Raw genomic sequence first — 14,135 nt, 5'->3', positions numbered from 1 at the left:
CCGGTCTAGGCCATTTCCTCCCCTTTTGCCAGCGCAAAACCCCGGGTATCGGGGCTACTTCTCCCCTTCCTCCAGGGCTTCGACGACCTTGTGTCCCTCGCCCTCGTAGACCGCCTTGTCCGCTTCCGGGGTCGGGTCGGTCACTTCGGGCCAGACGCCGGGCTGCGGCTCCGGCCCCTTGAGCCCCTCCGCGCTCGGCTCGGAGTCGACCATGACCGGGGTCTTGCGGATGTCCACGCCGGGCACGGTGGAGCTGAACTCGATGGGGATGTTGTTGGGGTCGAAGGCGTAGATGGAGTGGATGAACCCGTGGTCCACCACCTCGGAGCACCAGATGTCGGCGGCCTCCAGCTTGTCCTTGAGTTCCCACAGGTCGTCCTCGGACGCCACCCCGAAGGAGATATGGTCGAAGCCGACCTTGCCCTTGACCGGGAACCCGTGGTCCCGCTCGTCGAGCGGCTCCACGCCGGGCCACTCGAAGAAGGCGATCATGTCGTTGTCGGATATCTCGAAGAAGTAGTGCCGGTAGCCGGGATGCCCCAGTCCCACCACCAGCCGCATGCCGAGCAGGTCGCGCCAGAAGCGCACGGTGGCGTCCATGTCTCCGGTGACCATGGCCAGATGATTGATGCCGGTGTATTTCGCCATGAATGTCCTTTCCTTGTCTGGTTTCCGGTCAGGCTACCATGGGCCAGGATAGGAGAAAAGAAGAACCGGGAGAAAGCGGACCGGGTTCCTCAGTGCGTCTGGTATTTGTCCAGCATGGCGGACAGGTTGTTTTTCTGGTCGCAATAAACAAAATACAGCTGCCACGGCCATTTTCCCATGGCGACAAGTGCTTCCACTCCCGGCTTGCGTATCAGCCAGTTGCCCCCACCGCTGCGCCACAGGATTCGGGCCGTGGTCAGCTCCAGGGAGGACTGCCTCCAAAGATGGTGGAGGGTCAGCCGGGTTCCATCGCGTCCGATGGCCATGACATGGGCGTCCGAAATGAACAGCGCAACAACACCGATAAGCAGGCAAACCATCCAGAACGGGTCGTTGTCGATGTAATCATGATAACAGAACACGGCGGCGATGGCCGCCCACAGGATAAAAAGCAACTTTTCCACATAGAATTTTGTTATCGTAAAACCGGAGTTGTGGAGGAATTCCTCTGCCATCTTCGTTGCTCCTTTCGGGCAGGAGAGAGACGATCCCTCGCCCCTCTCCTGGAAACGGACCAGCTACCACAGGTCCGGATCATACTCTCTCTGTATTTTTGGGACCTTGAAGGTCCATGTCTTTTCGTGTTTCAGGCTACCTTTCACGGGTTTGGCGGGGGAATCGTAATCAGTGAATTGGGGACTCCAGGATAGGTTATGATTTTTCCTTTCATAATCGCTCCCTTTGACGTGCTCCAGCCCTACTCCGACCGAGCCGATCGGGGTGGGGGCCGCCACTTCCCCTCCAACTTTGGAGGATTTACCCTTCAACTGGTCCACGGACTTGGCATCCGTTTTCTGGTAGGTCCCGGTCGCACCGAAACCGAAGTCGTTGCTTGCGCCGTATTCAGCGCTGAACTCCAGGACCCGTTCACCGTTTTCGTCCTCGGAGACCATGGCATTGCCCCCTCCGGTGAGACCGAAACCGGACAGGTCGAAACCGAGCCCCAACCCGTTCGTCCACAGCCCCGCCGGGTCCACCCCGTTCACCGGGTCGTCGGGGACAAGAATCGTTACACTCTATTTCTACTGAAAAGGAGCTTGCCGGGCTGAAAAAAAGTCCGGCAAGCTTGTTCTAATTCAAGGTCAGAATCATAATCACCAAAACCGCACTCAGCGCCTCGTGAATAGTTATCTGCCGGACATTAAGCATTCCCGAGACAAATCGCTCCCAGAACGACCTGACTACCCACACACTGACGATTGCCCCCATGACAAAGAGTACCAGCATGAGCCCCATGCCATGAGGAAATCGTAATCAAAGAGCACGTCGATAAGCATATCCGGTTCGTTTTTATAGGACAAAAGCGACACCGTGAATTTTGAAACAAACCAAATGACGAACAATGCCGTGGTGTATGTCGGAGTTACCGTTTTTTTTGCATTCATGCCTTATTTCGCCTTCCCTTTCTGATTCCAGTCGGAATCCTCATCATCGTAATCGGATATCCCGTCGCCATCAGAATCCGAGGCCATCGAGTCCTTGTCCAGACCTTTACCATTCAGAAATCTGTCCACCCCCCGGAGAAAGGCGTTATCAGGTTTCTCCTCGGCACCCTTTTTACCTGCCGCTTTGATTCCTGCCTTTATTCCCTGGCGAAAGATCGGCTCCACCGCTTTCCCCATTAACCCCGCCGGGTCCACCCCGTTTACCGGGTCATCCAGACAGTAGCCGTACCAGTCCGGGTCACCGCGCCGATCTCCAATCGGATCAGGTGCGGGCCGACAGACCTTGTCACGAAACAACAACAGGCCCCTCTTTTTGGGGCCTGTGTCGTACACTTCATCAAGCTTCGAGTTGTGTGATATGCGTTGCGGCATCTTCTTCGTATCAGTCTGATTCCGGGCCCCTGCCCTTGCGTCCAACCTTGAAAATCAAACACAAGCCTCCGAAAAAGAGGGCGAGTCCCAGTATTGCGGGCAGAACCCACCAAAACGAGACCACGGGCAACCGGCCATATGCGTGATACGTCCCGAAGAAGCCACCAATAATGGCGTCCACGGCCATCCATAATCCACCGATGGTCAGTATGATCTCAAGGCCTTTCCAGAACCATTTCATTTTATTTCTTGCGGTTATAGAGTTGGTCTATCAATTTTGACGCCGCCGCCCCAATGTAGCCGGGCCGAGTCGGCGTAGGGGTGCCTGTCGGCAAAGCGGAACTGACGGCGTCCGTTGCAGCTTGAGCAGGATTTTGGGCAACATCGTTGATAGTTTCGTCAACGAAATCCCTTCCTGTTTCAACTCCCCGCTTTCCCCGCTTCACAAGCTCCTTCGCCACGTTCTTTCCCTGTCGGATCAGAGTCGGAGCCGCTTTGAGCACAGCCGGAGCCGCTTTTGTCGCACCTGCTGCACTGACAATACCGGAATTGATCCCGATCACCTTGCCCATGGCATCATGGACGCCCACAGTGGCGGTCGGTTTGTCCTTGCCGTAATCCTTGTCGGTCTTTTTGCCGAGCCAATCAGTGGCCTTGGCCGCCAAGTATGATCCAGTGGCGCTGATGGCGGTAGCACCGGCCATGCCTGCCGCAAAGGGCAGGAGAAACGGCAACAACCCCGCCGGGTCCACCCCGTTTACCGGGTCATCCAGACAGTAGCCGTACCAGTCCGGGTCGCCGCCTTTCTCTCCAATCGGGTCGGGGGCAGTCCATCTGCCGGTTTTGACGTCGTAATCTCTCCAGCCGAAGCGGACGAAACCCAAATCCCGGTCGTGCAGGCCGCCCGCGAAGCCGAGCGGGATGCGGAAGCCCGGGTTGGTGTCCTCGATGATCCCGCCGAACGGGTCGTACACGATTTCCTTTATCACGTTGTCGTGCATGTCCACAACCAGCCGCAGGGAGCTTACCTGGTCGTAAAACAGCCCGGCCACGGTCCCGTCGTCCCGGCGCAGGGCAAAGGGGGTGCGCTCGCCGTCGCGGTAGGCGAATTCGTAACCGTGCTGGCCGTCGTGGAACCCGGCCAAGCGCACGAAATCGAGCCACTGGTACGCCTCCGCAAGCTCCCCGTTCAGGTACTTGGCCACCCGCTGCCCGTCCTCGTCGTGGCGGAAGGTGAAGGCTTTGTCCCGGTCCTCCTCCTCGGCCTTGAGCAGCCGGTAGTCCGGCGCGTACTCGTACAGGGTGTACACGCCCCTGGCCGACCAAATGGACCTGAACCCGCGCTCGTCGTGGGAGTACTGGCCGGAACCCGCGCGCATCTGCCGGTTGTCCTGGGTGTACTGGTACTCCCGGTAGTTGGCCCCGGCGGTGGCGGGCAGGTAGTCCCGCACCCGGCGGCCTTCGCGGTCGTACCAGCACTGGCAGATGAGCCGACCGTCGAGCTGGGCCTTGGTCAGCCGCCCGGCCTCGTCGTACTCGTAGGTCCAGGTGGACTTGCGCTCCCGGACCGTCTCGGTTTACTCGACAATGCGGCCATCCGGGCCGCGCCTGGTTTCACAGAAATATGGCGGAGTCATGTTGACCTCCTCGGTTTCGTTCCCGAAGGTCGTCTCCGGGAATCCGGGCCAGCATGCCTCTGGTTTTCGCCAACACCCCGGTTTGTCGAAAAATGTCGCTTGAAAGCGGGCGATAAGCATAAAAAATCAACTTGACGGGATGTTTGGGCCGGGGGCGGGCGGAGGCTGGGAAACAGAGCCGTCGCTGGCGCTCCTCCAAGTTGTAACAGCCCTCCCGGCGGGGTTCTTTCTTTTTCCAAAGCAAAAAAGAAAGAACCAAAGAAAACTGCTTTGGGGGGACATCACCGCCCGAGTTTGGCCGCCAAGAATCCGATCCGCTCGGGGCGGCTCCATCTGATCAAAAGTATAGGGACAGTCTCCACGAGAGCGCCCATTATATGGAATACCTCCGGGTCACGGGAGCTGAGCCGCCGCCCCTTCGCGGTCGGCTTCCAGGCGTCCGGAACAGGGCTCGCTCACTGCTGCTTGACGGCACGGCGACGGAAGAAAAGAGGGCCTTCGGGCGGAGTGGCGGGGTAGGAAAGCCGCTCCCCGCCCCTCTCTCCACATACCTTTACAAATCCAGTGAAATCAGAGCAGAATGCGGGTGCTATGCCGAGACTGCTGTTGCACATCTGTTGCGGGCCGTGTTCGATCACCACGCTGAAGGCGCTGCTGGGCGAGGGGTTCGAGGTCACGGGGCTGTTTTACAACCCGAACATCCATCCGCTCACGGAGTACGTGAAGCGGCGGGACGGGTGTCTGGCCGTGGCCGAGCGGCTGGGGATCAAGGTCATCGTCAAGGACGACGAGTACCGGCCACAGGAGTGGTTCCGGGCCGTGGCACACCGCGAGAACAACCGCTGCTTCCACTGCTACGCCATGCGCCTGGAGCGTACGGCGCAGATCGCGCGCAAGGGCGGATTCGACTTCTTCACCACCACCCTGCTCTATTCCAAATACCAGAAGCACGACGAGATCGCGGCCCTGGGGCGCGACCTGGAAACCGCCAAGACCAAGTTCCTGTACCGCGACTTCCGCGAGGGCTGGAAAGAGGGCATCGAGACCTCCAAGGAGTGGGAAATCTACCGCCAGCAGTACTGCGGCTGCCTGTACAGCGAGAACGAGCGGTACAAGCGGGAGTTGATGGGCTAGGCATGCGCGCGCTGCTCGAATTCCTCTTCAACCGCCGCAACGTGCTGCTCGGCTTCCTGCTCATCAAGGCGATCGCCGCCGTGGCCAGCGGGCTGATGGCGGGCACGGCCGAGGTCTGGGTCATCGGCGTGCTGGCCGTGGCGGTCTATGCGGTCATCGCCCGGTTCGCCTATTCGGGCCGGATCATCTCCATCTGGGCCATCACCGTGCTGATGCTCTACGAAGGGGCCGGGGCGCTGCTCCTGGCGTGGTCGAGCCTGGCCTCGGCACCGGGCGTGGCCGTCGTCGCCCTGGCCGTGGCCCTGTACCTCGTCCTCGGGGCGCTGGCGGTCTTTTCCAGCCGCCGGGCGAACGGGTAGGCCATGGGCAAAATCTACGGCGAGAACGTGCCGGTGCGGGCCGCCTTCCCGGAGGTTGCGGGCAAGGGGGCCGGAACCGGCCCCGACGCCAAGGGGCTGCTGCTCTACATCCACGTCCCGTTCTGCGTGTCGCGCTGCCATTACTGCTCCTTCCACTCACAGTCCTTCAACCAGGTGACCTTTTCCTGGTATTTCAACTTGCTGCTCCAGGAAATCGAGCTGTGGGGACGGCGGCTGAAGCGTCCCCTCCTGCGCACGGTCTATTTCGGCGGCGGCACACCGAGCCTGATTCCCCTGGCAAATCTGGACCGGATCATGAAGGCCATCCGCGACGCCTTCGAGCTCGGTCCGGGCGCGGAGACGACCATCGAGGCCAACCCGGACTCGGCCCAGGACGTGAGCTATTTCCGGGGACTCCTGTCCATCGGCTTCAACCGGCTGTCGCTCGGCATGCAGAGCCTCAAGGACGCGGATCTGCAGGTCATGGGCCGCCCGCACTCGGTGGCCATGGCCTACCAGGCGTTCGACCAGGCGCGGCGGGCCGGGTTCGGCAACATCGGCCTGGACCTCATCTGGGGACTGCCCGGCCAGCGGCTGAAGGTCTGGCTGGACCAGCTGCGCATCGTGGCCGAGATGCGCCCGGAACACATCTCCGCATACAACCTGACCCTGGAGGAAGGCACGCTCATGGCCAAGCGGTGCGGCGAGGGCGGCGACCTGACCCTGCCGCTGGACCAGGAACAGGGACGCATGTTCGTGTACGGGGCGGAGTACCTGGAATCCGTGGGTTACCTGCACTACGAGGTCTCGAATTTCGCGCGCATGGGGTTCATGTCCGTGCACAACTCCGGCTACTGGGACGGGTCCGACTACCTGGGGCTGGGGCCGTCGGCGGTCTCCACCCTGGGGCGCAGGCGGTTCACGGTGCCGCGCTACATGGACGAATACGACGCCTATGTGCGCGGCGGGCTGGTGGGCCAGGACTTCGAGGAACTGACCGACGAGGACCTGCTGGCGGAGATGGTCATGCTCTCCCTGCGCACGGGCAAGGGGCTGGATCTCAAGGAGTTCCGCAAACGCGCCGGGTTCGACCTCATCAAGCGCCAGGAACAGCTTATCACCGCCCTGCACCGCGAGAACCTGGTGCGCATCAGCGGCGGCAGGCTGCGGCTGACCAAGAACGGCATGCTGGTGTCCAACGTGATCATCAAACGGCTCGCCTTCGGAGACTGATCCCATGAACCGCCCCGGACTGATCGAACTCTTCCTCTCCTTCCTCCGGCTGGGGCTGACCGCCTTCGGCGGACCGGCCATGGTGCCGTACATCCGGGCCTTGGCAGTGGACCGCAAGCAGTGGATCGGCGAGGATTCCTTCCGGCTGGGCACGGCCCTGACCCAGATTCTGCCGGGGGCCACGGCCATGCAGGTGGCGGCCTACGTGGGGCTGCGCTCGCGCGGCGGCCCCGGCGCGCTGGCCGCCTACGCCGGGTTCTCCCTGCCCGCCTTCCTGCTCATGCTCGGCCTGTCCGTCATCTATTTCGCGGCCCGCGACGTGGCCGCCATCACCGCCGCCTTCGCCGGGCTGCAACTGGTCATCACCGCGCTCATCGCCAACGCCGCCGTGAACTTCGCCCGCCGCTACCTGGACACCCCGGCGGCCTGGCTCCTGGCCGGAGGCGCGGGGCTGTGGCTGGTCTTCAAGGGCAATCCGATCCTGGCCCTTGCCGGGGTCTGCCTGCTGGCGGTCTTCCTGCTGCGCGACGACCAGGACACCGCCCCCTGGGCGAACACGCCGTGGGGCGAGGCCCCCTGCGCTTCGCCGGATGGCTCCTCCTCGGCCTGCTCGCCTTCCTGGCCGCGCTGTACGCGGTGAACCCCGCCCTGTTCCGGCTGGGGCTGCTGATGGTCAAGATCGACTGCTTCGCCTTCGGCGGCGGGTACGTATCCGTGCCGCTCATGCTCCACGAGGTGGTGGAGGTGCGCGGCTGGCTGTCCGGGCCGGAGTTCATGGACGGCATCGCCCTGGGGCAGGTCACCCCCGGCCCCATCGTCATGACCGGCGCGTTCGTGGGCTACGCCGTGGCCGGGCTGGTCGGGGCGGTCGTCGCCGCCGTGACCGTGTTCGCGCCCTCGCTGATCATCCTCTGCGCGGCCACGCCGTTCGCGGACCGGGTGGTCCATTCGGCGGTGGCCCGGCGCGTGCTGCGCGGCAGCCTCATCTCACTGGTCGGGCTGATGGGCGCGGTGGCCGTCCGTTTCGGCCTGGACATCGACTGGTCCGCGGCCCGCGCCGTGCTGGCCCTGGGCGCGTTCTACGCCCTTAACCGCAAGGTGGACATCCTGTGGGTGGTCCTGGCCGGGGCCGGGCTGGGCGCGCTGCTGTTCTGATCCCCCCGAAATCCGGCCCCATCCCCCTTCAGCGCGGAAAAACCCCCGGAACTTCCGCATATTGACAGAATCCGGCTGCGTCCGTACAGAATTTAAAGAATTTCTAGAAAACAGCCCGTTTCAACGGCCGCGTCAATGGCGCGTCCCGGCGGACAAGGGGGGCATCATGATTGATCCGAGGAAAGTTCCCTTCCGTATCAAGCTCATCATCGGCGTGGTGAGCATGGTCTCCCTGACCGCCGTGTTCCTGGCCGGGGCCATCATCTTCATGGCGGACAGCGCCCTGGGCGAGTTGCACATCGATCCCGCAACCCTGGCCGGCGTGGAGCGCCAGCTCCTGCTGGTGGCCGCGCTGGTCGTGGGCGTGGGCGTGGCCGGGTCCATAGCGGGCAGCTTCCTCCTGGTGCGCACCCTGATCAAGCCGCTGCAGCATCTTTCGGCCTACACCCACGAGGTGGCCGCGGGAAACTACAACCTGACCATCGATTACGCGGCCAAGGACGCCATCAGCGAGACCATCGACGCGGTCCGGAACATGACCGGCGAGCTCAAGACCAAGCTCGGCATGGCCCAGGGGCTGCTGACCGGCCTGACCCAGCCGTGCGTGGTGGTGGACACCGACGAAATCATCACCTTCCTGAACCAGGCCGAACTGGACCTGCTCCAGATCGACGAGCCGCCCTCCCGGTTCATCGGCATGCACATGGCCGAGTTCGTGTACGGCGACAAGAGCCGCCCCACCCTGCTCGGCGAGTGCATGCGCAAGGACAAGGTCATCGTGGGCCAGGTCACCGAGGGCAAGGGCCGCAAGGGCCGCCCCTACCACCTGCTGGTGGACATCTCGCCCATCAAGGATTTGGACGGCAAGATCGTGGGCGCGTTCACCATCCTGACCGAGACCACCCAGATCAAGGAGAGCGAGGCCGAGGCCCTGCGCCAGCACGAGATCATGGCCCAGGCCGCGCGCGAGGCCGAGACCATCGCCGGGGAGCTCGACGAGGCCTCCGTGGCCCTGGCCCGCACCGTGGACGAGGCCGGACGCGGGTCCGACATCCAGCGCGACCGCGCCGGGGAGACCGCCACGGCCATGGAGCAGATGAACGCCACGGTGCTGGAAGTGGCCCGCAACGCCTCCGACGCCTCGATCAACGCCGACGACATGCGCAACCTGGCCGACGAGGGCGCGGCTCTGGTCGAGCAGGTGGTCCGGGCCATTCAGGAGGTGGGCGAGCAATCCGAATCCCTCAAGGATTCCATGGCCCATCTCGACGGGCAGACCAAGAATATCGGGACGATCATGCAGGTCATCGACGACATCGCGGACCAGACCAACCTCCTGGCCCTGAACGCGGCCATCGAGGCGGCCCGCGCGGGCGAGGCCGGGCGAGGCTTCGCCGTGGTCGCGGACGAGGTCCGCAAGCTGGCCGAAAAGACCATGACCGCCACCAAGGAGGTGGACGCGGCCATCCGGTCCATTCGGTCCGGCACCCGCGAGAACGTGGTCGCCACCGAGTCCGCCGTGGAAGCCATCCAGGCCTCCACCGAGCTGGCCGGTCGGGCCGGCGAGTCCATCCGCAACATCCAGCAGAGCGTGATCCAGACCGCGGACCAGGTGCGCTCCATCGCCACCGCCGCCGAGGAGCAGTCCGCGTCCAGCGAGCAGGTCACCCGCGCCACCGAGCAGATCAACACCATCTCCAGCGAGACCGCCCACGCCATGGGCGAGGCCCGCGACGACCTGGAGCGGCTGTCCTCCCTGGCCTCCTCCCTCAAGGAGCTGATCGGGCGCATGCAGAGCTGACGCCCGCCCGCCGGGTCTTCTCTTTTGCCCCGGCTTGGAGTATCTTTCCGGGATGAAAAAGACACTCATCACCGGCGGTGCCGGGTATATCGGTTCCCACGCGGCCAAGGCCCTGTCCCGCCTCGGACGCGAGGTCGTGGTCCTCGACTCTCTGGTGGCGGGCCACCGCGACTTTCTCAAATGGGGTGAATTCGAGCACGGCGACCTGGCCGATCCGGCCTTTCTCGAATCCGTGTTCTCCCGGCACGACATCGGCGAGGTCCTGCACTTCGCCGCCTTCATCGCCGTGGGCGAGTCCGTGGAGAAACCGGACCTCTACTACGGCAACAACGTGCGCAACACCCTGAATCTCGTGGACGCCATGCTCAAGGCGGACGTGAAACGCATGGTCTTTTCGTCCACCGCCGCCGTGTACGGCGAACCGCAGACCGAGCTCATCGCCGAGGACCATCCGTTTTCGCCCCTCTCGCCCTACGCCTGGTCCAAGCGGATGATCGAGCAGATCCTGGCGGACTGCGACCGCGCCTACGGCCTGAAGCACGTCTGCCTGCGCTACTTCAACGCCGCCGGGGCCGACCCGGACGGCGAGATCGGCGAGCGGCACCAGCCCGAAACGCACCTCATCCCGCTCATCCTTCAGGCCGCGCTGGGGCTGCGCGACACCATCACCATCTTCGGCACCGACTATCCCACCCCGGACGGCACCTGCCTGCGCGACTACATCCACGTCACCGACCTGGCCGACGCCCACGTCAGGGCGCTGGACCACCTGGAATCCGGCGGCGGGTCCCGCGCCTTCAACCTGGGCAACGGCAACGGGTTCTCCGTGCGCGAGATCATCGACGTGGCCCGCGAGGTGTCGGGAAGGGACATCCCGGTCACCGAGGCCGGACGCCGGGCGGGCGACTCCCCGGCCCTGGTCGCGTCCTCGGCGGCGGCCCGCGACGTCCTGCAATGGACCCCCCGGTTCGACGACGTCCGCGACATCGTCCGCACCGCCTGGAACTGGCACACCAAGGATCTGGCGTAGGCCCGACGACGGGACCGCTGCGGCCCCGAACCAGGCCGCCGGGCGTTCCTCACCGCCGACGGGATCATCCCCGTGGGCACCCGCAAACCGGGCTAGCGCTCCAGGACGGCGCGCACGAGCTTCGGGGTCATGTCCCCGGCCCTGCCCTGGAGAAAGTAGTCCGTGGCGTTGTAGGTGTAGGCGGTATCGTGGAGATTGATCTCGATGAGCACGCCGCCCCGGTTCTTGACGATGTGCGGAATGCGGCAGGCGGGCATGACCTGGCCCCCGGTGCCGATGATCAGACAGACGTCCGCCTGCTTGGCCAGGTCCGTGGCGGCGGCGTGCACGTCGCTGGGGATGCCTTCGCCGAAGAACACGAAATCCGGCTTGAGCAGGCCGCCGCAGGACGGGCAGGGCGGCGGCAGGATGTCGAGGGAGATGGCTCCGGTGTCGAAGAAGGCGCGGCAGGACAGGCACTGCATGCGCCGGGTGGAGCCGTGGTACTCGTGCACGGTCCGGCTCCCGGCGTCCTGGTGCAGTGAATCGATGTTCTGGGTGACGATGCCCGCGAGCATCCCGGCACCTTCGAGTTCGGCCAGGGCGAGGTGCGCGGGATTGGGCCTGGCGCGGCCCAGGGTGTCGTAGAAGATCTCCTTGAGCAGCGGCCAGACCTCTTCGGGATGGCGCTTGAAGTATCCCTTCTCAAACTTGTCGGGATCGTATTTCGCCCACACGCCACCCGGCCCACGGAAGGGCGGGACGCCCGACTCCACCGAGATGCCCGCGCCGGTGAAGGCCATGGCGCAGCGGGCGTTCCTCAGGGCCAGGGCCGCGTTCTCCAGAGCGTGATTGGACATGGCTAGTGGCCGGAATAGGTCAGGTGGAGCCGCCCCGTGCCGTCTCGCTCCAGGGCGAAGATGGCGCTCCAGCGGTCGATGCACTGGTTGTCGGGCATGGCGGGCGGCAGGAGTATCGAGGAGTCCACCGGGATTTCGGCGTTGACCGCGTCGTTCTTCAGCAGCACGAGGCTCCAGGTGCGGTCGTTGGCGGCCTGGAGCCGGTAGGGGCGTCCGAGGATGGTCTTGAACTCCCGTTCGGACCCGGGCAGGACCACGCAGACGTGATCCCAATCGTAGTATTCCATGAAGGCGTCCAGGGAAAAGGACCCGGCCGAGTCCTCGGGCGCGGTCCGGACGGCCTCCAGGAACCGGTCGCCCACGTAGTGGTCCGTGTAGTCAAAGGCGAAGACCACGTAGAAGAGCAGGGCCAGGCCGATGGTCACGACCAGCGCGCTCTTGGTTCTCATCTTCACGGCGACACCCTCCCTGGCCGGCCCCCGGCCCGTTCAGCCACTTCCGTATGGAGCCTAGCGTTTCGGCCAGCTTCGGTCAAACCGGGAGGCCGCCCGCTTTCTCCCGTCCTGATTGGCTACATTTTATTTGCCAATTTTGGCATTTTTTTGCCGTTTTTTCCAGTTTTGTAAATGTAGATTCGAACTTTATTGTAGAAATCCCTGTATTCACGCGGTTTCTCTCTGGCCCCACTTTTGCATATCGAGGGGTTCGGAGGAATGAACAATGAATCTCACTGACAACGCTTTTATCCTGGTCTGCGCTGCCCTGGTCATGTTCATGACCCCGGGACTGGCGCTGTTTTACGGCGGGCTGGTCCGCTCGAAAAACGTGCTGGCAACCATCATGCAATCGTTCATCATGCTCGGGCTCATGTCCGTGCTGTGGGCGGTCATCGGCTACACGCTGTCCTTCGGGTCCGACATCGGCGGACTGATCGGCGGCCTGGACTTCGCCTTCCTCACGGGCGTGGGCATGGACAACGTCGGCTCCCCGGCGGAGAACCTGCCCCACCTGACCTTCATGATCTTCCAGTGCATGTTCGCGGTCATCACCCCCGCGCTCATCACCGGCGCTTTTGCCGAACGGATGAAGTTCGGCGGGTTCATGGTCTTTTCGGCCCTGTGGCTGATCCTGGTCTACGCCCCCATGTGCCACTGGGTCTGGGGCGGCGGCTGGATGGGCCAGATGGGCGCCCTCGACTTCGCGGGCGGGGCCGTGGTCCACATGAGCTCCGGCGCGGCGGCCCTGTGCTGCGCCATCCTCATCGGCAAGCGCAAGGGATACGGCTCCCAGCCCTTCATCCCGCACAACCTGCCCATGACCATCCTCGGCGCGGCCATTCTCTGGTTCGGCTGGTTCGGCTTCAACGCGGGGTCGGCCCTGGCAGCCGACGGGCTGGCCGCCAACGCCTTCGTGACCACCCACATGGCCACGGCCGCCGCGGCCCTGTCCTGGATCGTCGCGGAATGGATGCACGGCGGCAAGGCCACCACCCTGGGCGCAGCCTCCGGCGCGGTCGCCGGCCTGGTCGCCATCACCCCGGCGGCTGGCTTCATCACCCCCATGTGGTCCATCGTGCTCGGCCTGGGCGCTGGCGTGATCTGCTTCGGCGGCATCATGCTCAAGAACAGGCTCGGCTATGACGACGCGCTCGACGTGGTCGGCATCCACGGCGTGGGCGGCACCTACGGCGCGCTGGCCACCGGTGTGCTGGCCACGGTCGGAGCCGAGGGACTGATCGCGGGCAACGCCCACCAGCTGTGGGTCCAGTTCGTCTCCGTGGTCGCCACTTGGGCGTTCTGCTTCGTCATGACCTTCATCATCTTCAAGGTGGTGGACGCGACCATCGGCCTGAAGGCCACCCCCGAGGATCAGGACAAGGGCATGGACATTGCCGAGCATTCCGAGACCGGCTATCAGTGGTAGCAAGGAGTCAGCATCATGAAAAAGATTGAAATCATCACCCGGACCTTCAAGCTCGACGACGTCAAGACCGCCCTCTCCGGCATCGGGGTCAAGGGCATGACCGTCAGCGAGGTCAAGGGTTTCGGCCGCCAGGGCGGCCACAAGGAAGTGTACCGCGGCGCGGAATACCAGGTGGATTTCGTGCCCAAGATCAAGATCGAGGCCGTGGTCGAGGACGACTTCGCTCCGCAGGTGGTGGAGGCCGCGCGCGCGGCCGCCCGGACCGGCGAGGTGGGCGACGGCAAGATCTTCGTGTCCACCGTGGACGAGGTGGTCCGCATCCGCACCGGCGAGACCGGCGAGGAAGCCATCTAGCTCATCCTTTTACAGTCACACCCCCCGGCCCGGTCGTTCCGGGCCGGGTTTTCCGGGCCAGCGAGGAAAGAGAGTCCCTGCCCGCCCGGGCTTTCCAGCCCCATTCCCGGCAGGCGGCGGCCGGTTCACCCACCGGCCGCCGCCC

15 protein-coding genes and 1 pseudogene are annotated in these 14,135 nt (G+C 64.0%); 9 read left to right on the top strand and 7 right to left on the bottom strand.

The window, feature by feature from the left end; translation table 11 throughout:
* Positions 1 to 54: 54 nt before the first annotated feature.
* The 5 genes and pseudogenes from AWY79_RS03995 to AWY79_RS19270 all read right to left on the bottom strand — a co-directional run.
* On the bottom strand, positions 55 to 648 hold the full coding sequence (locus AWY79_RS03995) for a VOC family protein (protein WP_066800616.1): 594 nt from the start codon (positions 646 to 648) through the stop codon (positions 55 to 57).
* An 89-nt stretch (positions 649 to 737) separates the two neighbouring features.
* Positions 738 to 1,163: a hypothetical protein gene (locus AWY79_RS03990; RefSeq protein ID WP_066800613.1), complete on the bottom strand. Its 426-nt coding sequence runs from the start codon at positions 1,161 to 1,163 to the stop codon at positions 738 to 740.
* A gap of 63 nt (positions 1,164 to 1,226) precedes the next feature.
* Positions 1,227 to 1,601 (bottom strand): hypothetical protein, encoded by a 375-nt coding sequence (locus AWY79_RS03985; protein WP_158509854.1) that lies wholly within the window; start codon positions 1,599 to 1,601, stop codon positions 1,227 to 1,229.
* Between the two features lie 495 nt (positions 1,602 to 2,096).
* Positions 2,097 to 2,525 carry a hypothetical protein gene (locus tag AWY79_RS03980; RefSeq protein ID WP_066800598.1) on the bottom strand — a complete coding sequence of 143 codons (429 nt, stop codon included), beginning with the start codon at positions 2,523 to 2,525 and terminating at the stop codon, positions 2,097 to 2,099.
* Between the two features lie 242 nt (positions 2,526 to 2,767).
* A pseudogene (locus AWY79_RS19270) lies at positions 2,768 to 4,078 on the bottom strand (RHS repeat domain-containing protein); the annotation flags it as partial.
* A gap of 675 nt (positions 4,079 to 4,753) precedes the next feature.
* Between AWY79_RS19270 and AWY79_RS03965 the strand changes: the two are divergent.
* From AWY79_RS03965 to galE, 7 genes are all read left to right on the top strand, one after another.
* Positions 4,754 to 5,296, top strand: coding sequence for an epoxyqueuosine reductase QueH (locus AWY79_RS03965; RefSeq protein ID WP_066800586.1), 543 nt, complete (start codon positions 4,754 to 4,756; stop codon positions 5,294 to 5,296).
* 2 nt (positions 5,297 to 5,298) lie between these two features.
* Entirely contained in the window at positions 5,299 to 5,655 is a 357-nt protein-coding gene (locus tag AWY79_RS03960; RefSeq protein WP_066800583.1) for a hypothetical protein, read from the top strand.
* Between the two features lie 3 nt (positions 5,656 to 5,658).
* Positions 5,659 to 6,888, top strand: coding sequence for a radical SAM family heme chaperone HemW (gene hemW / locus AWY79_RS03955; protein ID WP_066800581.1), 1,230 nt, complete (start codon positions 5,659 to 5,661; stop codon positions 6,886 to 6,888).
* 4 nt (positions 6,889 to 6,892) lie between these two features.
* On the top strand, positions 6,893 to 7,528 hold the full coding sequence (locus tag AWY79_RS19265) for a chromate transporter (protein WP_233490994.1): 636 nt from the start codon (positions 6,893 to 6,895) through the stop codon (positions 7,526 to 7,528).
* On the top strand, positions 7,450 to 8,043 hold the full coding sequence (locus tag AWY79_RS19260; protein WP_233490993.1) for a chromate transporter: 594 nt from the start codon (positions 7,450 to 7,452) through the stop codon (positions 8,041 to 8,043). The genes AWY79_RS19265 and AWY79_RS19260 overlap by 79 nt, the downstream gene beginning before the upstream one ends.
* A 166-nt stretch (positions 8,044 to 8,209) precedes the next feature.
* Positions 8,210 to 9,844 (top strand): methyl-accepting chemotaxis protein, encoded by a 1,635-nt coding sequence (locus AWY79_RS03945; RefSeq protein WP_066800578.1) that lies wholly within the window; start codon positions 8,210 to 8,212, stop codon positions 9,842 to 9,844.
* Positions 9,845 to 9,896: 52 nt separating this feature from the next.
* The gene (gene galE, locus AWY79_RS03940) at positions 9,897 to 10,874 is read left to right on the top strand and encodes a UDP-glucose 4-epimerase GalE (RefSeq protein ID WP_066800576.1); all 978 of its coding nucleotides are present in this window, start codon (positions 9,897 to 9,899) and stop codon (positions 10,872 to 10,874) included.
* 92 nt (positions 10,875 to 10,966) lie between these two features.
* Here the strand turns inward: galE and AWY79_RS03935 are convergent, their stop codons facing one another.
* Both AWY79_RS03935 and AWY79_RS03930 read right to left on the bottom strand, forming a co-directional pair.
* Positions 10,967 to 11,713 carry an SIR2 family NAD-dependent protein deacylase gene (locus AWY79_RS03935; RefSeq protein WP_066800571.1) on the bottom strand — a complete coding sequence of 249 codons (747 nt, stop codon included), beginning with the start codon at positions 11,711 to 11,713 and terminating at the stop codon, positions 10,967 to 10,969.
* Positions 11,714 to 11,715: 2 nt separating this feature from the next.
* The gene (locus AWY79_RS03930) at positions 11,716 to 12,168 is read right to left on the bottom strand and encodes a hypothetical protein (protein WP_066800569.1); all 453 of its coding nucleotides are present in this window, start codon (positions 12,166 to 12,168) and stop codon (positions 11,716 to 11,718) included.
* 265 nt (positions 12,169 to 12,433) lie between these two features.
* Between AWY79_RS03930 and AWY79_RS03925 the strand changes: the two genes are divergently transcribed.
* Both AWY79_RS03925 and AWY79_RS03920 read left to right on the top strand, forming a co-directional pair.
* The gene (locus AWY79_RS03925) at positions 12,434 to 13,636 is read left to right on the top strand and encodes an ammonium transporter (RefSeq protein ID WP_066800568.1); all 1,203 of its coding nucleotides are present in this window, start codon (positions 12,434 to 12,436) and stop codon (positions 13,634 to 13,636) included.
* Between the two features lie 15 nt (positions 13,637 to 13,651).
* Positions 13,652 to 13,990 carry a P-II family nitrogen regulator gene (locus AWY79_RS03920; protein ID WP_066800567.1) on the top strand — a complete coding sequence of 113 codons (339 nt, stop codon included), beginning with the start codon at positions 13,652 to 13,654 and terminating at the stop codon, positions 13,988 to 13,990.
* Positions 13,991 to 14,135: the final 145 nt, after the last annotated feature.

The sequence above is a fragment of the Pseudodesulfovibrio indicus genome (genome assembly GCF_001563225.1).
Classification (GTDB): Bacteria; Desulfobacterota; Desulfovibrionia; order Desulfovibrionales; family Desulfovibrionaceae; genus Pseudodesulfovibrio; species Pseudodesulfovibrio indicus.
The sequence above is the reverse complement of the archived record's forward strand: the minus strand, read 5'-3'. Positions and strand labels throughout refer to the sequence as shown.